Genomic DNA, 19539 nt, shown 5'->3' with positions numbered 1-19539 from the left:
CCTGAAACACAACCACGGATCCGGATGAGCCGCCGGGTGAGTCAGGGGTGATCTTTGGGATTAATCCCTCCGCCGAGCACCCTGCGCCACACCTGACCATGGCCTCGTGCGCTGGCTTCCCAGGTGAACTGCGCGGCCCGCTCGCGCGCGGCCACGACGAGACGATCGATCTCCCCCCCGCCGGTCAGTGCGTGCACGAGACCGTCGGCGATCGCCGGGCCGCTGGGTTCCACGAGGATCGCCGCGCCGCCGCACACCTCCGGCAGCGAGGACCGGTCCGCGGCCACGACCACCACGCCGGCAGCCATGGCCTCCAGCGCTGGGAGCCCGAAGCCCTCGTGCAGGGAGGGCACCACGACGGTCGCGGCCCCCGCGATCAGCCCCGGGACGTCCGCGGCCGGCACCCTGCCCACCAGCACGGTGCCGGGGAGGTGGGCGAAGAGCGCGTGGCGCCGCGTCGAGGGCGGGCCGCTGAGCACGAGGGTGACGTCGGGGTGGGCGCTGCGGACCCGTGGCCAGGCCAGTGCGAGCCCCTCGAGGTTCTTGCGCAGCGAGGACCCGCCGGCGTGCAGGACGTAGCGTCCGGAGACCCCGAGCGCGGCGAGCGCCTCGCCGGACAGGGCGGGTGCGTCGAAGAACCGCTCGTCGACCCCGTTGTGGATGACGTCGACGTGGGTGAGCCCGAACCGTTCGCCGACGTCGTCGGCCGAGAACTGCGACGGGCACACGACCGCGGCCGCGCGCCGGGTCTCACGGTCGGCGTGCGGCTCGGGCACGGACTCGTCCGGGAAGCGCCAGGACACGGTGTCGTGGATGGTGATGATGTCCAGGACACCGGCGGGGGGCAGGCTCAGACCCATCCGGTGCACGACGTCGGCCCGCGGGTAGATCATCCGGCCGACGGCCAGGCGCACCGGGGCCGGGGCGCTGCGCAGGGCCCGCTCCGGGAGCCGCGTGGTGCCCGGCAGCCGGGACCGAAGGCTGCGGCTCACGACCCGTTCGACGGTGAAGTCGTCCCCGAGCACACCCTGGGCGCGGCGCGCGATCTCTTCCTCGTAGACCTGCTGGCCCATCGGGGCGGCTGAGGCGACGGTGGCGATCGTCAGGTGGTGGGTCATCAGGCTCCGATGCTGGTCGGGCGCGGGTGAAGTTGCTCACCCGATTGTGCACGTCTGGTCTGTGCGCCGCACCCGGCGCTTATGATCGGCGCATCTGGTCCCTCCACCGGGGACCCAGGAGCACGAGGAGCCCCCTCTGACTCGCATCGCACTGGTGACCAGCTCGTTCCTCCCGCGCTTCGGCGGGGTCGAGGAGCATGTCCTCAACACTGCGCGTGAGCTGCGCGACGCCGGGCACGAGGTGGTCGTGTGGACGGTCGACCAGGGCGACGACCCGTGCGAGGTCGCAACCTGCGCGGCGCTCGCTGGGATCACCGTGCGCGCGCTGCCCTGCCCCATGCCCGCGTCGTCCGTGCCGGCTGCCGCCAGGTTCCTCGCGGCGGCCCCGGGGGCGCTCACCAGCTGGGTTCGCGCGCTGCGCACGGACCGCCCGCAGGTGCTGCACGTGCAGTGCTTCGGCCCCAACGGCGTCTGGGCGATGGCCCTCGCCCGCCTCACCCGCACCCCGTTCGTGCTCAGCAGCCACGGTGAGACCTACATGGACGCCCACGGCGTGTTCGAGGAGTCGGCGCTGCTGCGTCGGGCGCTGCGTGCCGCGTTGGGCTCGGCGCACGCGGTCACGGGGTGCTCGGCCTACACGGTCGAGGATCTGGAGCGGCGGTTCGGGCTGACCGCGGGCACGGCCGAGGTGGTCTTCAACGGCATCGACGCGGGCGAGAGCGCAGGACCGGTTCCGCCGTGGCTGCCCGAGCGGTACCTGCTCGGCGTCGGCCGACTCGTCGAGACCAAGGGATTCGACCTGCTTCTGGAGGCCTTCGCGGCCGCCGACCTGCCCGGCGACGTGCGGCTGGTGATCGGGGGAGACGGGCCCTCGCGCTGCGAGCTCGAGAGCCTCGCGCGCCGACGCGGACTGGGGGACCGTGTCCTCTTCCCGGGGCGGTTGTCGCGCCCGGACGTCGTGACGGTGATGTCCCGCGCCGCCGCGCTCGTCGTCCCCAGCCGGGTCGAGGCCTTCGGCATCACGATCATCGAGGGCTGGCGCGCCGGGATCCCCGTCGTGGCGACCTCGCGAGGTGGGGCGCCCGAGTTCGTCACCGACCACGTCGACGGCCTCCTCGTCGACCCGCTCGACCTGCTCGCCCTGCAGGGGGCGCTCGAGGCGGTGCTCGCGGACCCCGTGGAGGCTCAGGCGCTGGGTCGCGCCGGGCAGCTGCGGTCGGCCGAGCTTACCTGGAAGCGGGTGGCAGACCGCTACAGCCGGATCTACGACCGGGTGCTGTCCCGACCTGGTGCGCTGACGGCCGGCTTCGTCGACGACCGGCTTCGCTGAGGACTGGGTGCGCTGACGGCCGGCTTCACTGATCCCGCGGCCGGCGCTCGCGGGGTGCCCGCCCGAGCACCTCACCCGGGTGGCCGATGCTCGGACCCGGCCCTACGATCGGGAAATCTGACACCCCAGGAGTCATCGTGCACTCTGAGACCAGGCCCTTGTCATCTCTCGACGCCACGACCCTGACCCGGTGGCGCGAGCTCTCGCGCCGCGCGCTGGAACCGAACCCGTACTTCGACGTCGACTTTCTGCTGTCCGCTCACCGGTGGTTGCGCCCGGACATCGACCCCCAGGTCGCCATGGTCTGGTCCGAGGACGATCTGCGGGCGGTGCTGCCCTTCGTGGAACGCCGGTCCGTGGGCCGTCTGCCCGTCATCGTGCGCAGCACGGCCGCGCCGGTGGGCGCGTCGGTCACCGACCTGCACCTGCCGCTGCTGGACGGCGCGTGCGCGCGTGCGGCGCTGGAGGTCCTGCTCGACGAGCTGGGGATGTCCCGCTGGGGCCAACCGGTCATCATCGACCTCGTCGTGCACCGGCTCGAAGGACCCGTCTGGGATCTGCTGGAAGACGTCGCCGCCACCCGAGGGACCCGGCTCACGCTGCGTGAGCAGAGACTCCGGGGAGGGTTCCGGATGCCTCGCGACGCGGACCCGGCCGATCGCGGCGCCGTCACCGTCCCCGCTGAGATACCCGCCGAAATACCCGCCGACATCCCCGCTGCCATCGCCGATCCGGACCCGGACGGTGTGGGCTCCGGTCTGGCTCGGGTCGACGCCACGATGCTCAGTCACCTCTCGCGCAGCCGGCGACGTTCCCTGGCCCGCTCGCTGTCTGCGTTGGAGAAGAGCTTCGGTCCGCTCACCTGGGAAGACCGCACGGACGACCACCAGGCGATCGACGACTTCGCCGCGCTGGAGGGAGCCGGCTGGAAGGGCGACGCGGCGAGCGGTGGTGAAGGCGTCGCCGCGGTCGCCGGTGGCATCGGATGGTTCCGCGAGGTCACCGAGCAGCTGCGCCGGGATGGCCGCCTCTTTGTCGGGGAGCTCCGGGCCGACGGCCACGCGGTCTTCATGGCCGTGGACATGCGGTCCGGGCAGGAGTGGTTCGGGATCCGTGACGTCTACGACGAACGGTTCGCCACCTTCAGCCCTGGTGCGCTCGGACGCCTGACCGAGCTCGCCTGGTTCCGGACGCGGACGCTGACACTGTTCGACTCCTGCGTGAATCCCGCGGTCTACCCGCAGGTGTCCGGTCTGTATCCGGAGGCGCTGCCGGTCGGCCGCGTGCTCGTCGCCGGCAACGCCTCGGCGCGCGCGGGCCTGCTGCTCGCCGGGCTCGCACTCCAGGTGCGCGACCGGATGCGCGACCGCACCGCGCGGGCCTCCACGGTCTCGGACGAGGGAGGCGCGGCATGAGGGCGGTGGCGGGCGCGTTCCGCCTGGGCAGCGCATGCGTGGTGGCCCTGCTGCTCGCGGCCTGCGCCGGCAGCTCGGTGTCGGAGGATCCGACATCCACCGACCTGACGTCCCCGGCGACGACGGCCCCACCCGCGCTCCCCCCGGACCAGCCCGGGGAGACCCCGGCGGCTCCGGTCCCCACCACCGCCGCACCCGTCATCACCGGTGTCAGCGACAGCGGGCGCTACTTCCTCGACCAGGAGGGTCGACCGCTGCTCCTCCAGGCCGAGACCATCTGGGCGCTGCTGCAGTCCCTGACGATGGACGAGATCACCGAGCACCTCGAGCTGCGCTCCAGCCAGGGGTTCAACGGCGTGCTGCTGAGCCCCTACCCGTGGATCGGGCAACCCGAGGACACGGGGCGGACTCCTGACGGGCTGACGCCCTTCGGCGACTCGGTGACCGACCTCGACGAGGCGTACTGGTCCCGGGTCGACGACGTCCTCGAGGTGGCACGCTCCCTGGGCATCACGGTGTTCCTGGCCCCGGGGGGCGCCAACGTCGGGCTCGAGGACTACGGCTACACCTACGACCTCGACGCCTCCCGAGGGCTCGGCGAGGCGCTCGGTGCGCGCTACCGCGACACCCCCGGGATCGTCTGGCTCATGGGGGTCGACCACTACGAACCCGAGTGGGACGCCGCCGACCCGCTCATGCTCGCCTTCGTCGAGGGGCTGCGCGCCGGGGGGGACACCCACCTCGTCACCGTCCAGCTGTTCAACACCTCGACGTCCTCCGACAACCCCGCGTGGCGGGAGGTGAACCAGATCGAGGCGGCCTACACCTACCGCCCCACCTACGCCGCCGTGCTCACGGCCTACGCGCACGGCACGGCCCCGGTCGTGCTCATCGAGGCGAACTTCGAGAACGAGAACAACGAGGGCGGTCCGCCCACGACCGATGAGACCCTGCGCCGACAGACCTTCTGGACGCTGACGTCGGGCGGGGTGGGTGTCACCTACGGCGAGCTGCACCTGTGGCGGTTCTCCCCGGGATGGCGGGAGTCGCGGGAGACCACGGCGGTGGACCAGCTCGAGGTGGGCCTCGACGTCGTCGCAGGGACCCGGTGGTGGGACCTGGTCCCTGACGCAGACGGGTCCTTCCTCACCGCAGGGCGCGGCGACGACGTCACGGCCGGCACGCAGGAGGGCGGCTTCGCTGACGTGCTCGAGTCCGACCTGGCCACCGCCGCGGTCACCCCGGACGGCACCCTCGCCATGGTCTATGTCCCCACCGCGCGCACGATCGCCGTGGACGCCGGCCGCCTCGCCGCCGGCGTGGAGGCCGCGTGGGTGGACCCGGCGACCGGCGTCGCCGTACCGACCGACCTCACCGCCACCCTGACCACACCGGGCCGGAACGCGGCCGGGGACGATGACTGGCTGCTGCTCATCACGGCTGCGCAGTCTTGACGTGGCAGTCCTGACGTCGCAGTCCTGACCGCGCAGCCCTGACCGCGCCGTCAGGACCGGCGCACCTCAACGGAGCGTGGCGTCCAGCGCCCCCTCGATGTGCCGGGCGATCTCCAGCGACGCGGTGGCAGCCGGCGACGGCGCATTGATGACGTGCACCTGTCGGGGACGGGTGCGCAGCAGGAAGTCGTCGACCATCGAGCCGTCGCGCTGGAGCGCCTGTGCCCGCACCCCCGCGGGCGCGGGGACCAGGTCGTCCGGTCCGATCCCCGGCACCAGGCGGGACAGCGACTTCGCGAAGAGCGCGGCCGACATCGACCGGGCCATCTCGCGGGCGCCCGGCGCCCAGTTCCGTGCGCCCAGGCGCCACAGCCCCGGCCAGGACAGGGCGTCGGCGACGTCGGCAGGGGAGACGTCACGGCGACGGTAGCCCTCCCGGGCCAGGGCGAGCACGGCGTTGGGGCCGGCGTGCACACCGCCGTGGACCATCTTCGTCAGGTGCACCCCGAGAAAAGGGAAGCGAGGGTCCGGGACCGGGTAGATGAGCCCCTTCACCCGGGTGGCCGCGGCCGGGGTGAGCTCGAAGTACTCCCCGCGGAACGGCACGATCCGCGCCCCGGGCTCGACGCCGCAGGCTTCTGCGAGGCGGTCGGCCTGCAGCCCGCCGCAGACCACCATGGCGTCGACGACGACATCTTCGCGCTCGGTGGTGTCGACGTCGTCCAACCAGGCGCGCACCTGCGCGCCCTCGGTGCGGGCGCCGCGGAAGGCGAGACCGAAGCGGATCTCGCCGCCGGCGTCGCGCACCTGGTCGGCGAGGGTCAGGCACACCCCGCGGTAGTCGACGATCCCGGTGTTCTCGACCCGCAGTGCGGCCACGCACGCGACGCCGGGCTCGTAGTCGCGGGCCTCGGAAGGGCCGATCATGCGGGCGTCGACGCCGTTCGCGGCACCGCGCTCGGCGAGCACCCGGAGCCGGGGCACCTCGGTCGGGTCGACCGCCACGACGAGCTTCCCGCAGGTCTCGGCTGCCACGCCGTGGGCGCTGGCGAAGTCCGCCATGGACCGGGCGCCGGCTGCACCGAGACGAGCCTTGAGGCTGCCGGGGGCGTAGTACAGCCCGGAGTGGACCACCCCGGAGTTGCGACCGGTCTGGTGCTGGGCGAGGTCGGGCTCCTTCTCGACGACGAGGACCTCGTCCCCGCGCTGCGCCAGGCGTGCGGCCGTGGCCAGCCCGATGATTCCTGCTCCGACGATGAGTACCCGCATGAGTCCCCCTCTGCAACCGTCGGCATCGGCCGGAGCGGCGTCGTGGATGGTGAATGTCCATCGAGCGTGGCACACACCGGTGCAAGCGGCGCGACGAGCGGGCCGCTGAGCAGGGCCGTGGCCGGTGCGGGCGGCTATCCGGTGCCGGAGAGCGACGGCGCGGGTCGAGCCTCGGCGGGGCGACGCGGCGCACCCAGGACGGCGATCACCAGCGCCGTGACGGCGCCGACGAGCAGGACCGAGGCGGCGACGTCGCTCGGGCGGTGGGTGTGGCCGAGCAGGGAGGCGACGCAGGCGGCAGCCGCCGCGGCGAGCAGGACGAGCAGGCCCGGGGTGCTGCGGCGCCACCCCCAGGTCGGGGGTCGCAGCAGGGCTGCGGCGACGAGCAGTGCCAGCGTCGCGCTCACGTGCCCGGAGGGGAAGGTGTTCGTGGCGTAGCCGTGGTCACCCAGATAGGGACGGTCGAGGACGATGTTCTTGAGCGCCTGGGTTCCCGCGACCGACACCACGACGACGAGGACGGCCGCGGTGAGGGGCTGCCACCGTCGCGCGACCAGGGCGACGATCCCCAGGAGCGCGCAGACGACCGCCGGGGCGACGATGAGGACCGGGCGCAGGGTGGTCGCGAGCGGCCCGAACGTGGAGTTGAGCCCCTGGATCACCGCGAAGAGCCGGACGTCGGCGGCCTGGCCGTCCGAGGTGCGCACCGCCCAGAGGTACAGGACGACCACGGCGACGGTCAGCACCGCACAGACGAGGAGTGCTGCGGCACGAGCCCACGCCGCAGGTGGGTGCATCGCTGGCCTCCTGTCGCCGCGTCTCCGGTTCCCCGAGCCTAGCGTTCTGGAGCCGTCGCGGCTGGTGGACGGGGAACGGCGCCGATGCGCACCCAGCCGCCGGCGACCCCATAGGATCGGGGTTCGCTTGCCGTCGAGTGCGGGCCCGGACCAGATCGAAGGTGCCATCGTGGAGCGTGCGGTGCTGGTAGCGATCCCTACCTACAACGAGCGGGAGAACCTCGCCGAGGTGGTCGGTCGCACCCGGAGGGCGGCCCCGCAGGTGCACGTCCTGGTCGTCGACGACGGCTCACCGGACGGCACAGGCGACCTCGCCGACGCGCTCGCCGCGGCCGACGACCACGTGCACGTCCTGCACCGGGCTGCCAAGCAGGGACTCGGTGCCGCCTACATCGCGGCGTTCCGCTGGGCCCTGGACCGCGGGTACGGGGCTGTCGTGGAGATGGACGCGGACGGCTCCCACCTTCCCGAGCAGCTGCCTCGGCTGCTGGCCGCGCTGGCCGGGGCCGACGTCGTGCTGGGCTCTCGGTGGGTGCCCGGGGGATCCGTGGTCAACTGGCCGCTGCACCGCAGGCTCTTGTCCCGCGGGGGGAGCCTCTACGCCCGCCTCGCCCTGGGAATCTCCGTGCGCGACGTGACCGGGGGATACCGCGCCTACCGGTCGGAGGTCCTCGAACGGGTCCTGTCCGGAGACATCGAGAGCCAGGGGTACTGCTTCCAGATCGACATGGCCCGCCGCAGCCTGGACGAGGGCTTCCGGGTGGTCGAGGTCCCGATCCGGTTCGTCGAGCGGACCCACGGGGAGTCGAAGATGAGCCGGGGGATCGTGGTGGAGGCGATGGCCCGGGTCACCCGGTGGGGGTTCGACCACCGTGTCGACCAGGTGCGAGCACGGCTGACCCGGTCGAGGCGTCAGGCCGACACCTCGTCCTGATCCACGCCGATCCACCTCCGTGCGGCTCAGCTCTCCGCGAGGATGGCGTAGAGGTCGCGGCGGGCGGCGTCGATGATCGTGATGGCCCGCTCGATCTGAGCGGGGGTCCCGGCCGCGCCGACCTGACGGACGGCCGCGTGCAGCAGGTGCGTCTGGTCGGCGAGCTTGTGACCCTCGCTCGCCTCGACGTCCCACGGCTGGCGCCCGGTCGCGGTGGCCTCGGCCGCGACGGCCCGGCCCTGGTCGGTGAGGGAGTAGACACGCTTGCCCTCGTCGTCGGTCGAGGTGGCCAGCCCGCTCTCCTCGAGCAGCTGGAGCACCGGGTAGACCGAGCCGGGGCTGGGCTGCCAGCGGCCCTGCGTCTTCTCCGCGAGGTCCTGGATGATCTGGTAGCCGTGGGCGTCGGTCTGTGCGAGGACGGCGAGGACGGCGGCGCGGACGTCACCGCGCCGGGCCCGTCCACCGAATCCGCCGCGGCCCCCGCCGCGTGGACCGCGCTGCTCGGGGTCGAATCCGCCGCGGCCACCTCCGGACCGGCGACGTTCGCCAGGACCGGCGGGGCCGAAGGGGGAGCCGGGAGCGAAGGGGTCGGGACCGAAGCCCTGCCCGCGCGCGAAGGGCACGTTGTGGTCGAGGCGGTCGTGGTGGCTGTTGCCACCGTCGTGGTGTGCGTGGGATCGCATGAGCTTCTCTTCTCGTCATGGCTCCCGATCGGGAGCGCCTGGTTCGCGGGAGGGCCTCTGTGCTCAGCGCCTCGGTCGCCCGCGAATACGTTAACGATATATCGCGATGGCTCACGATGCAATGGTGAATGCTCTGCCGAACTCGCGCCCGCTCGCCGAGCTCGTGATCCGCTCGCCGAGCTCGTGATCCGCTCGCCGAGCTCGTGATCCGCTCGCCGAGCTCGTGATCCGCTCGCCGAGCTCGTGAGCTAGGCCAGTTCTGCCGGGGGCGTCGGCGCGGGCTCACGAGTTCGGCGGCGCGTTCACGAGTTCGGCGCGAGACTTCGGCCGTGTGGGCGCGATGTCGGCGGCCGGGCGTAGGCTGGTTTCTGCTCAGCCCGGACCGCCTCACCGTCGGTTCGGGCCTGTTGTGCTGCCGGCGTCCCGCCGGTGTGCCACTGCCGACGTGGCTCGTCCGGCAGCGCGCGCCCAGACCCGCCGGAAGGAACCCCCCGCGCATGAACCTCACCGGAATCCTGCCCGCTCTGCTCGGCGATCCCGGAGCGAGCGCCGTCGTCGACCGCGTCCGCAGCCGCGGCGCCCTCGACGTGATCGGCCCCACCGGCGTGCGGCCCCCGCTGCTCGCCGCGATGGCCGGGGCCCGGGCGAACGACGGCGTGATCCCGGAGGCGGGCGCGCCCGGCTCGCGGCCCCTCGTCGTGGTCACCGCGACCGGACGTGAAGCGGACGAGCTCGCGAGCGCGCTGCGCTGCTACCTGCCCTACGACGACGTCGCCGTGCTCCCGGCCTGGGAGACGCTCCCGCACGAGCGCCTCTCCCCGCGCTCGGACACGGTCGCCCGCCGCCTCGCCGTCTTCCGCCGCCTCGCCCACCCCGAGGCTGACGGCGGGATGACCGGGGCGATCCGGGTGCTCGTCATGCCGGTCCGTGGGCTGCTGCAGCCGGTCGTCGAGGGCCTCGGCGACCTGGAGCCGGTGCGCCTGGAGGTCCGCGACCGGGCCGACCTCTCGGCCGTCGCCGACCAGCTCTCCGCGGCCGCCTATGCCCGCGTGGACATGGTCGAGCGACGCGGGGAGTTCGCCGTGCGCGGAGGGATCCTCGACGTGTTCCCACCGACCGAGGACCACCCGCTGCGGGTGGAGTTCTGGGGCGAGGACGTGGAGGAGATCCGCTGGTTCGCCGTCGCCGACCAGCGCAGCCTCGAGGTCGCCGACCACGGCGTGTGGGCACCGCCGTGCCGGGAGATGCTGCTCACCGACGACGTCCGCGACCGCGCGGCCGCGCTCGTCGCCCAGCTCCCCGGCGCCCACGAGATGCTCGACAAGATGGCCGCCGGGATCGCCGTGGAAGGTATGGAGTCCCTCGCCCCCGCGCTCGTGGACTCCATGGTCCCGGTCCTGGACCTCCTGCCCGACGACGTGCTCGTCGTCATCAACGACCCCGAGCGGGTACGCCGCCGGGCCCACGACCTCGTCGCCACGACGCAGGAGTTCCTCGCGGCCGCCTGGACCTCCGCGGCGGCCGGCGGGTCCACCCCGATCGACCTCAGCGCGGCCTCGTTCCTCTCCGTCGAGGACGTCCGCGACCTCTCCGCCCGGCGCGGCCTGGGCTGGTGGACCATGAGCCCCTTCGGTCTCGACGACCCGGCCGCCGAGGCCGCAGCCGGTGCGACCGAACCCGACGCGCCCGTCGTCGTGGACCCCGACGCAGACACCGTCCGGGTGGCCGCCCGCGAGGTCGAGAGCTACCGCGGGGACGTCACCCGGGCCCTCGACGACCTCCGCGGGCTGCAGCACGCGGGCTGGCGGCTCGTGCTGGCGACCGAGGGCCACGGCCCGGCCAAGCGCATGGTCGAGCAGCTCAGCGGAGCCGACACGGCCGCGCGCCTCGTCGGCGAGATCACCGCAGAACCCGAGGGTGGCCTCGTCTTGGTCACCCCGGCGCCGGTCGGCCCAGGGTTTGTCGCCCCCGAACTCCGCCTCGCGGTGTTCTCCGAGTCAGACCTCACCGGCCGCGCGGGGACCTCGACCCGCGACATGCGCAAGATGCCCTCGAAGCGGCGCAACGTCGTCGACCCGCTGCAGCTGCGCCCGGGTGACTTCGTCGTCCATGAGCAGCACGGCGTCGGCAAGTTCGTCGAGCTCGTCCAGCGCACGCTGGGGGCCGGGGCGAACGCCGCGACCCGCGAGTACCTCGTCATCGAGTACGCGCCCTCGCGCAAAGGCCACCCCGGCGACCGCCTCTTCGTGCCGACCGACCAGCTCGACCAGGTGACCAAGTACACCGGCGGCGAGTCGCCCTCCCTCAACAAGATGGGCGGGTCCGACTGGGCCAAGACCAAGGGCAAGGCGAAAAAGGCGATCAAGGAGATCGCGAGCGAGCTCATCCGGCTCTACTCGGCCCGGATGGCGACCAAGGGGCACGCCTTCGGCCCCGACACGCCCTGGCAGCGCGAGCTCGAGGACGCCTTCGCCTACGTCGAGACCCCCGACCAGCTCGCCACGATCGACGAGGTCAAGGCGGACATGGAGAAGACCGTCCCGATGGACCGCCTGGTCTGCGGGGACGTTGGGTACGGCAAGACAGAGATTGCAGTCCGAGCGGCGTTCAAGGCCGTCCAGGACGGCAAGCAGGTCGCCGTCCTGGTCCCCACGACGCTGCTCGTCCAGCAGCACTACGACACGTTCTCCGAGCGGTACGCCGGGTTCCCCGTCGTCGTCAAGGGCCTGTCCCGGTTCCAGACCGACGCCGAGGCGAAAGAGGTCATCGAGGGGATGCGGGACGGGACGGTCGACGTCGTCATCGGCACCCACCGCCTGCTCTCCGGGTCCATCCGGTTCAAGGACCTCGGGCTGGTCGTCGTCGACGAGGAGCAGCGCTTCGGCGTCGAGCACAAGGAGACGCTCAAGCAGCTGCGCACCAACGTCGACGTGCTCGCCATGAGCGCCACACCCATCCCGCGCACCCTGGAGATGGCGGTCACCGGCATCCGCGAGATGTCCACCCTGGCGACCCCGCCCGAGGAGCGCCATCCTGTCCTCACCTACGTCGGCCCCTACGAGGAGAAGCAGATCACCGCGGCGATCCGTCGCGAGCTGCTGCGCGAGGGCCAGCTGTTCTACGTCCACAACAAGGTCGACTCGATCGACGCGACGGCCTCCCGGCTCCGGGAGCTCGTGCCCGAGGCTCGGATCGAGGTGGCGCACGGCAAGATGAACGAGCACCAGCTCGAGCGGGTCATCCAGGACTTCTGGGAGAAGAAGTTCGACGTGCTCGTGTGCACGACGATCATCGAGACCGGGTTGGACATCTCCAACGCCAACACCCTCATCCTCGAGCGAGCCGACATGCTCGGGCTGTCCCAGCTGCACCAGCTGCGCGGCCGGGTGGGGCGTGGGCGCGACCGTGCCTACGCGTACTTCCTCTACCCGCCCGAGCGCCCGCTCACCGAGACCGCCCACGACCGGCTCGCGACCATCGCTGCGAACACCGACCTCGGCTCGGGCATGGCGGTGGCGATGAAGGACCTCGAGATCCGCGGGGCGGGCAACCTGCTCGGCGGCGAACAGTCCGGCCACATCGCCGGGGTCGGATTCGACCTGTACATCCGGATGGTCGGTGAGGCGGTGGCGAGCTTCCGCGGCGAGGTCGAGGAGGAGGCGCCCGAGGTGACGATCGAGCTGCCGGTCGACGCGCACCTGCCGCTCGAGTACATCGGGCACGAGCGGCTGCGCCTGGAGGCGTACCGCAAGATCGCCGCCGCCCAGACGAGCGCGGACCTCGACGAGATCCGCGCCGAGCTCATCGACCGCTACGGACCTGTCCCGGAGATGGTCTCCAACCTCTTCGACGTCGCGGGCTTCCGCAACCACGCCCGGGCTGCCGGGCTGTCCGACGTCACCTCGCAGGGCAAATTCGTCCGCTTCGCCCCGGTCGACCTCGCGGAGTCGGCCGAGCTGCGGCTCAAGCGGCTCTACCCCGGCACGATGCTCAAGCCGGCGATCCGCACGATCCTCGTGCCCTACCCGACGACGGCCCGCATCGGGGGGCGCCCCCTGCGCGGCGCGGAGATCCTCGCCTGGGCGACCGAGCTCATCAACGCGGTTCTCCTCGGGCAGGTCTCGGCGGCGGCGAAGGTCGGGACGCGGTAGCGGGGTCTGGGGAGCCGTTCTGCAGCCGCACTGCGGCTATCCTGCGCAGACTATTGGAAAGCGCTTCCCGATGTGAGAGGGTGTCTCTCGCGTACACGGACGCAAACCCGCCCCGCGCCCGCGTGACGTGTGCCACACGGCCCGGGAACGGGCGGTTCGTGGGGGCTTTGGTCCTGACGGATCATCGGCCGGGTGCGCGATCATGAATCCGTACGATCGTCTCAGAGGACCTCGAGGCGATCGGGCGCAGCACTCCCATCCTGGCTGTCGGTGCCCGGGTGGACACTGGAAGAACAGCGAACGAGGAGACTCGATGAGGATCGGCATCCCCCGGGAGACCCGGGACGGGGAACGGCTCGTCGCCGCGACCCCCACCACGGTGGCCCAGCTCGTCAAGCTCGGCTACGTCGTCGTCGTCGAGGAGGGTGCGGGCGCTCGGGCGAGCTTCCCGGACACCGCCTACCGGGATGCCGGTGCGAGCGTCGCCGACGCCGCCCAGGCCTGGACCAGCGACGTCGTCACCTGCGTCAACGCCCCCGAGCCCGCGCAGATCGCCCAGCTTCAGGCGGGCGCGACCATCGTGTCCATGATGGCCCCCGCCACCCACCCTGAGCTGGTGCAGGCCTTCGCCGAACGGGGTGTCAGCGCCCTCGCGCTCGACGCCGTGCCGCGCATCTCCCGCGCACAGGCACTCGACGTGCTGAGCACCATGTCCAACGTCGCGGGCTACCGCGCGGTCGTGGAGGCTGCTGAGTCCTACGGTGGCATGTTCACCGGCCAGGTCACGGCGGCCGGCAAGACCGCCCCGGCCAAGGTCTTCGTCATCGGCGGCGGCGTCGCCGGGCTCGCGGCCATCGGTGCCGCCGGCAGCCTCGGCGCCCAGGTCCGCGCCTTCGACGTGCGTCCCGAGGCTGGCGAGCAGATCGAGTCCATGGGCGCGCAGTTCGTCCAGGCCCAGGCCGCCCAGCAGGAGGTCTCCGCCGACGGCTACGCCCAGGCGATGACCGCCGAGCAGGAACGCCTCACCTCCCTCATGTACGCGGAGGAGAGCGCCAAGGCGGACATCATCATCACGACCGCGCTCGTGCGCGGTTCCGCCCCGCGGACCATCACGGCCGCCATGGTCGCCGCCATGCGACCGGGCAGCGTCATCGTCGACCTCGCCGCCTCGGGCGGGGGCAACTGTGAGCTCACGGTCCCCGGCTCCAGGATCGTCACCGACAACGGCGTGACGATCATCGGCTACACGGACCTCACGAGCCGCCTGCCCAAGCACACGTCGCAGCTGTTCGGCACGAACATCGTCAACCTCATGAAGCTGCTCACCCCGAACGCCGACGGCCAGGTCGTCCTCGACATGGAGGACGTCGTCCAGCGCGGGATGACGGTCACGCTCGCCGGCGAGGTCCTGTGGCCGCCGCCGCCCGTGCAGGTCTCGGCCGCACCGGCCGCCGCGGTGGTCACGGCCCCCGTCGTCGACCCCGCCGTCCGGGCGGCGCAGGAGAAGGAGGCCGCGCGGCTCAAGGGGCAGCGCCAGCTCGTCGGCTACGGCCTGGGAGCAGTCCTGCTCGGGCTCGCGATCACCTTCTCGCCCGCCGCCTTCGCCGGGTACTTCACCGTCTTCGTGCTCGCCGTCTTCGTCGGGTACTACGTCATCTCCAACGTGAGCCACTCGCTGCACACACCGCTCATGGCTCAGACGAACGCCATCTCCGGGATCATCCTGGTCGGCGCGCTGCTGCAGATCGGCAGCGACAACTGGTGGGTCACCTCGCTCGCCTTCATCGCGGCAACCGTCGCGAGCATCAACATCTTCGGTGGGTTCCTCGTGGCCTACCGGATGATCTCCATGTTCCGGAAGGATGCCTGACATGAGCCTCGCCTCCCTCGCGCAGGCCGTGTACGTCATCGCGGCCATCCTGTTCGTCCTCAGCCTCGCCGGGCTCTCCAAGCAGGCCACCGCCCGCCGCGGCGCGCTCTTCGGCATGACCGGCATGATCCTGGCCCTCGGTGCCACGATCGCCCTGAGCCTGGACGGCTCCGAGCGGTCCGTCCTGGTGACCGCCCTGCTCATCGCCCTCGTCTTCGGGATCGGCGCGTCCCTGGGCACCTGGCAGGCACGCCGCGTCGAGATGACGCAGATGCCAGAGATGATCGCGATGCTGCACAGCTTCGTCGGTCTGGCCGCGGTGCTCGTCGGGTTCAACTCCTACCTGACCGAGGCGCACGCGGACAAGGTGCACCTCGTCGAGGTGTTCCTCGGCATCTTCATCGGTGCGATCACCTTCACCGGGTCGATCGTGGCCTACCTCAAGCTGTCGGCGCGCATCAAGTCCTCCCCGCTCAAGCTGCCCGGTCGCAACCTCATCAACCTCGCCGGCCTCGTCGCCACGGCCGGGCTCATGGCCTGGTTCCTCGCCAGCCCGGCGGTCCTGCCGCTGCTGCTGCTCACCGCCGTCTCGCTGGCGATCGGCTGGCACCTGGTGGCCTCGATCGGCGGCGGCGACATGCCTGTCGTCGTCTCGATGCTCAACTCCTACTCGGGGTGGGCCGCGGCTGCCGCCGGGTTCATGCTGAGCAACAACCTGCTGATCATCGTCGGCGCCCTCGTCGGCTCCTCCGGTGCGATCCTGTCCTACATCATGTGCAAGGCCATGAACCGGTCCTTCATCTCGGTGATCCTCGGCGGCTTCGGGTCCGACGACGGCGCACCCGCCGCGGGCGGCGACGCCACCGACTACGGCGAGCACCGTGAGGTCTCCGCTGCCGACGTGGCCGAGATGCTCCTGGAGGCGCGCTCGGTCGTCATCACGCCCGGCTACGGCATGGCCGTGGCGAAGGCCCAGTACCCGGTCGCCGACCTCGTCGCGCGGCTGCGGGCGCAGGGTGTCGAGGTGCGGTTCGGGGTGCACCCGGTCGCCGGGCGCCTGCCCGGTCACATGAACGTGCTGCTCGCCGAGGCCAAGGTGCCCTACGACATCGTCCTGGAGATGGACGAGATCAACGACGACCTCGCCAGCACCGATGTCGTGCTCGTCATCGGCGCCAACGACACGGTGAACCCGGCCGCCCTCGACGACCCGAGCTCGCCCATCGCCGGGATGCCGGTCCTGGAGGTGTGGAAGGCGAAGCAGGTGATCGTCTTCAAGCGTTCCATGGCCACGGGCTATGCGGGTGTGCAGAACCCCCTGTTCTTCAAGGAGAACACCGCGATGCTCTTCGGTGACGCCAAGCAGCGCATCGACGACATCGTCGGTGCGCTGGCGGCCGAGCCGGTCGGGGCCGACCGCCGCTGACCCGACCGAACACAGCCCGGCTTCCCGCAACGGAGGCCGGGCTGTGTCGTGCGCACGCGTTCTGAGAACCCGACGCCGACCGGTGCCACGGTCACCGCAGCCTTCACCAACTGCTCGGGCACGTGGGACAGCAACGGCTCCGAGGGCTGTGTCCTCTCGGGAGCCGCCGTCTGGTCAAGGACGGCGTGGTGAGCGCGGCCGACCCCTGCCCCGATTAGCCCCTCCGTCGTGCCCGGATGAGGCTGTCCTGGACGAGAATGTGACCATGACCGACGCCTCCGTCACCCCTGTCACCCCTGTCACCCCGGACGCCGCTGCGGCCCTGGCGGCCCTCGTCGACGTGATGGACCGGCTCCGGTCCCCGGGCGGGTGCCCCTGGGATGCCCGCCAGACCCACCAGACGCTCATGAAGTACACGCTGGAGGAGGCGTACGAGCTGGTCGAAGCCGTCGAGCAGGGGGACCGGGCGGGCATCCGGGAAGAGCTCGGCGACCTCCTGCTGCAGGTGGTCTTCAACGCCCGGGTCGCCCAGGAGCACCCGGACGACGCCTTCGACATCGGCGACATCGCACGGGATCTCACGCGCAAGCTGGTCCGCCGCCACCCGCACGTGTTCGCCGAGGACACCTACGTCGACGACGACCGGCTGCGGGCGAGCTGGGACGCGATCAAGCAGCAGGAGAAGCGTCGTACCTCGGTCCTCGAGGGCATCCCGCTCGAGATCGGCGCGCTCTCCCGGGCCCAGAAGGTGCTGGCCCGCGCACTGCGTGCGGGCCTCCTGCCCGCCGCCCCACGTGTCCCGGCGTCGGGCGACGGCGAGAGCCGGGCTGGAGGAGCGAGCCCGGTCGACGCCGAGCGCCGCACGGACGCGATCGGCGCCGAGCTGCTCGACGTCGTGCGCAGGGCCCATGCCGACGGAGTCGACGCCGAAGGAGCGCTGCGGACGGCGTTGCGACGCGTCGAGTCAGACGTTGTCGCGCGCGAGGAGCGGCTCAGGACAGCGCCGGATCGGCTGATCGCTGATCACCCCGGAGAGCGCTGAGTCGAACGTGGTCCTCGCAGGTCAGCAATCCGATCTGCCCCGTGGGTGAGGTGAGGGGTGAGAGGGTGGGCTAGGGGTTTCACCCGCTCTGTCCCCCCGGGGTGATCTTGGAATGAACTACGCTCCCAGCGCTGGCGGACCCCCTAGGTGCCGATCCTACGATCGCTCGTGACCGACTCCCAGAGTGCGCACGAGCGAGGTTGAGGATGACACATTCACTGTGGCCGCGACTGCCGTCGATTCCCTCTCGCAGACCGATGACGATGATCCGAGCGGCCGGTGCGATCTCTCCCGTGTCCCTCCTGTCCCAGCAGCAGGCTCAGCCCGCGCCGCCGGCCGACTCCGTCGCCGGACCGGCGTCGGGAGACTCGACGCCGCCGCCTCCTGCGCCTCCTGAATCTTCTGCGCCGCAGTCTCCAGAGCCGTCCCGGGCGCGGCACCGCGACTCCAACAGCCCGGACAGCGGCGCCATCCCGGTCCAGCGTTCCCTGCGGGCCACGACCATGCGGCACGTCGCCACGATCGACGTCGCACACTGGTCCAAGGCCCACCAGATGCGGCTCCTCGTCGTCGACGCGCTCCTCGTGGCCGTCGCGCTGACCGTCGCGTTCATCGCGCGATTCGCCCTGGGATTTCCCGGTGGCGGCATCGTCGAACCGACGATGGCCTACGTCCTCATCTCCCTCCTCCTCTTCCCCGGGTGGCTCCTGGCGCTGTCGATGGAGCGGTCGCGCGACCGGCGCATCGTGGGGATCGGTGTCACCGAGTACCGCAGGGTCTTCCAGGCCACGTGGAAGTTCTTCGCCGTGGTCGCGGGCGTCTCCTACCTCCTGCGGTTCGACCTCGCCCGCGGATACGTCGCCGTCGCGCTCCCGGTCGGGGTGGGGCTGCTGCTCGGCGGGCGGCTGCACGCCCGCCGGTGGCTCCAGTCTCAACGTCGGTCGGGGGAGTGCCTCTCGCCGCTGATCGTCGCGGGGTCACGCGCCGGCGTCTACGACCTCATCACCGAGCTGCAGGCGAACCCGCAGGCAGGATACGTCGTCGTGGGGGCCTGCATCCCCGACGGAGACCGCGAGCTCGGCGCGCTGATCGAGGGGGTCCCGCTGCTGGGTGACGTGCTCGACGTGCCCGCCGCAGTGCGCCAGACCGGGGCGCGCAGCGTCGCCGTCGGAGGGTGCGACTCGCTCACCACATCTGTCGTGCGCACCCTGGGGTGGGAGCTCGAGACGACCGGCACCGAGCTCATCGTCGTCCCAGGTCTGGTCGACGTCGCCGGACCTCGGGTGCTCATGAGCCCGGCCGAGGGGCTGTCGCTCGTGCACATCGACGCGCCCACCTTCTCCGGCGGGAAGTACCTCGCCAAGTCCGTGATCGACTGGTTGCTCGCGCTCGTGGCCGTCGTGGTGCTGGCCGTCCCGCTGGTCGTCATCGCCGTGATCGTCAAGGTCACCAGCCCGGGTACGGTCCTCTACCGTCAGGAGCGCATCGGCCGTGACGGCAGACCGTTCCAGATGCTGAAGTTCCGGTCGATGCGGACCGGAGCCGATGCCGAGCTCGCTGCGCTCGCCGACCAGAACGAGGCCGGTGGACCGCTGTTCAAGATCCGGGACGACCCACGGGTGACGAGGTTCGGCCGGTTCATGCGCCGGTACAGCATCGACGAGCTGCCGCAGTTCTTCAACGTGCTGCGTGGTGAGATGGCGCTCGTGGGTCCGCGCCCGCAGCTGCCCGGGGAGGTGGCCCAGTACGACGGCCACGCCGCCCGCCGGCTGCTCGTCAAGCCCGGCGTCACAGGGCTGTGGCAGGTGAGCGGTCGCTCCGACCTTGAGTGGAAGGTGGGCCTGCGCAAAGACGTCTTCTACACCGAGAACTGGACGGTGTTCAGCGACTTCGTCATCCTCGCCAAGACCGCCAAGGCGATCGTCGCCCACAAGGGTGCCTACTGACCTCTGCGCCCAGCGGGCGCGCCCCGTGGGCTGCTGGCGGGCGGCGAGGCGAGATGAACAGTGCCGTTCCATAGGTCAAACATCCTGTTCGCACCCAGTCGATT

At 71.6% G+C, this 19539-nt stretch carries 14 protein-coding genes; 10 read left to right on the top strand and 4 right to left on the bottom strand.

Going from position 1 to position 19539, the window contains the following annotated elements; translation table 11 throughout:
• Window positions 1–41: 41 nt before the first annotated feature.
• A complete protein-coding gene (locus ACWA15_RS14845) occupies window positions 42–1118 on the bottom strand; it encodes a glycosyltransferase family 4 protein (RefSeq protein WP_464056167.1) in 1077 nt (358 codons plus the stop codon).
• Between the two features lie 154 nt (window positions 1119–1272).
• Here ACWA15_RS14845 and ACWA15_RS14840 point away from each other — a divergent pair, with 154 nt between their 5' ends.
• From ACWA15_RS14840 to ACWA15_RS14830, 3 genes are all read left to right on the top strand, one after another.
• Entirely contained in the window at window positions 1273–2448 is a 1176-nt protein-coding gene (locus ACWA15_RS14840; protein WP_464056166.1) for a glycosyltransferase family 4 protein, read from the top strand.
• Between the two features lie 158 nt (window positions 2449–2606).
• Complete coding sequence (locus ACWA15_RS14835; protein WP_464056164.1) at window positions 2607–3863, top strand: GNAT family N-acetyltransferase; 1257 nt, start codon at window positions 2607–2609, stop codon at window positions 3861–3863.
• Window positions 3860–5317, top strand: a complete 1458-nt coding sequence (locus tag ACWA15_RS14830; RefSeq protein WP_464056162.1) for an apiosidase-like domain-containing protein — start codon at window positions 3860–3862, stop codon at window positions 5315–5317. The genes ACWA15_RS14835 and ACWA15_RS14830 overlap by 4 nt, the downstream gene beginning before the upstream one ends.
• A 66-nt stretch (window positions 5318–5383) precedes the next feature.
• On the opposite strand, the gene lhgO is transcribed toward ACWA15_RS14830, so the two are convergent.
• Together lhgO and ACWA15_RS14820 are read right to left on the bottom strand one after the other, a co-directional pair.
• Entirely contained in the window at window positions 5384–6586 is a 1203-nt protein-coding gene (lhgO, locus tag ACWA15_RS14825) for an L-2-hydroxyglutarate oxidase (protein ID WP_464056161.1), read from the bottom strand.
• A 134-nt stretch (window positions 6587–6720) separates the two neighbouring features.
• On the bottom strand, window positions 6721–7383 hold the full coding sequence (locus ACWA15_RS14820; RefSeq protein WP_464056160.1) for a phosphatase PAP2 family protein: 663 nt from the start codon (window positions 7381–7383) through the stop codon (window positions 6721–6723).
• Window positions 7384–7564: 181 nt separating this feature from the next.
• Here ACWA15_RS14820 and ACWA15_RS14815 point away from each other — a divergent pair, with 181 nt between their 5' ends.
• Window positions 7565–8317, top strand: coding sequence for a polyprenol monophosphomannose synthase (locus ACWA15_RS14815; protein WP_464056159.1), 753 nt, complete (start codon window positions 7565–7567; stop codon window positions 8315–8317).
• A 26-nt stretch (window positions 8318–8343) separates the two neighbouring features.
• Here ACWA15_RS14815 and ACWA15_RS14810 read toward each other — a convergent pair whose 3' ends face one another.
• Window positions 8344–9000 carry a PadR family transcriptional regulator gene (locus ACWA15_RS14810; protein ID WP_464056158.1) on the bottom strand — a complete coding sequence of 219 codons (657 nt, stop codon included), beginning with the start codon at window positions 8998–9000 and terminating at the stop codon, window positions 8344–8346.
• Window positions 9001–9497: 497 nt separating this feature from the next.
• Between ACWA15_RS14810 and mfd the strand changes: the two genes are divergently transcribed.
• From mfd to ACWA15_RS14780, 6 genes are all read left to right on the top strand, one after another.
• Entirely contained in the window at window positions 9498–13151 is a 3654-nt protein-coding gene (gene mfd, locus ACWA15_RS14805; protein ID WP_464056157.1) for a transcription-repair coupling factor, read from the top strand.
• Between the two features lie 313 nt (window positions 13152–13464).
• On the top strand, window positions 13465–15021 hold the full coding sequence (locus ACWA15_RS14800; RefSeq protein WP_464056156.1) for a Re/Si-specific NAD(P)(+) transhydrogenase subunit alpha: 1557 nt from the start codon (window positions 13465–13467) through the stop codon (window positions 15019–15021).
• Window position 15022: 1 nt separating this feature from the next.
• Window positions 15023–16447, top strand: coding sequence for a Re/Si-specific NAD(P)(+) transhydrogenase subunit beta (pntB, locus tag ACWA15_RS14795; RefSeq protein WP_464056155.1), 1425 nt, complete (start codon window positions 15023–15025; stop codon window positions 16445–16447).
• 48 nt (window positions 16448–16495) lie between these two features.
• Window positions 16496–16639 (top strand): hypothetical protein, encoded by a 144-nt coding sequence (locus ACWA15_RS14790; protein WP_464056153.1) that lies wholly within the window; start codon window positions 16496–16498, stop codon window positions 16637–16639.
• 73 nt (window positions 16640–16712) lie between these two features.
• The gene (locus ACWA15_RS14785; RefSeq protein WP_464056152.1) at window positions 16713–17489 is read left to right on the top strand and encodes a nucleoside triphosphate pyrophosphohydrolase; all 777 of its coding nucleotides are present in this window, start codon (window positions 16713–16715) and stop codon (window positions 17487–17489) included.
• A gap of 257 nt (window positions 17490–17746) precedes the next feature.
• A complete protein-coding gene (locus tag ACWA15_RS14780; protein WP_464056151.1) occupies window positions 17747–19435 on the top strand; it encodes a sugar transferase in 1689 nt (562 codons plus the stop codon).
• Window positions 19436–19539: the final 104 nt, after the last annotated feature.

This window comes from Sanguibacter sp. TS_SC_8 (genome assembly GCF_055361235.1).
Note: the sequence above shows the minus strand (reverse complement) of the source record. Positions and strands in the feature narration are given on the sequence as shown.

Bases quoted from the DNA above. Each gene is read 5' to 3' on its own strand.
- ACWA15_RS14845 (WP_464056167.1), bottom strand. From the start codon at position 1,118: ATGACCCACCACCTGACGATCGCCACCGTCGCCTCAGCCGCCCCGATG.
- ACWA15_RS14830 (WP_464056162.1), top strand. From the start codon at position 3,860: ATGAGGGCGGTGGCGGGCGCGTTCCGCCTGGGCAGCGCATGCGTGGTG.
- lhgO (WP_464056161.1), bottom strand. From the start codon at position 6,586: ATGCGGGTACTCATCGTCGGAGCAGGAATCATCGGGCTGGCCACGGCC.
- ACWA15_RS14820 (WP_464056160.1), bottom strand. From the start codon at position 7,383: ATGCACCCACCTGCGGCGTGGGCTCGTGCCGCAGCACTCCTCGTCTGT.
- ACWA15_RS14810 (WP_464056158.1), bottom strand. From the start codon at position 9,000: ATGCGATCCCACGCACACCACGACGGTGGCAACAGCCACCACGACCGC.
- mfd (WP_464056157.1), top strand. From the start codon at position 9,498: ATGAACCTCACCGGAATCCTGCCCGCTCTGCTCGGCGATCCCGGAGCG.
- ACWA15_RS14800 (WP_464056156.1), top strand. From the start codon at position 13,465: ATGAGGATCGGCATCCCCCGGGAGACCCGGGACGGGGAACGGCTCGTC.
- pntB (WP_464056155.1), top strand. From the start codon at position 15,023: ATGAGCCTCGCCTCCCTCGCGCAGGCCGTGTACGTCATCGCGGCCATC.
- ACWA15_RS14785 (WP_464056152.1), top strand. From the start codon at position 16,713: ATGACCGACGCCTCCGTCACCCCTGTCACCCCTGTCACCCCGGACGCC.
- ACWA15_RS14780 (WP_464056151.1), top strand. From the start codon at position 17,747: ATGACGATGATCCGAGCGGCCGGTGCGATCTCTCCCGTGTCCCTCCTG.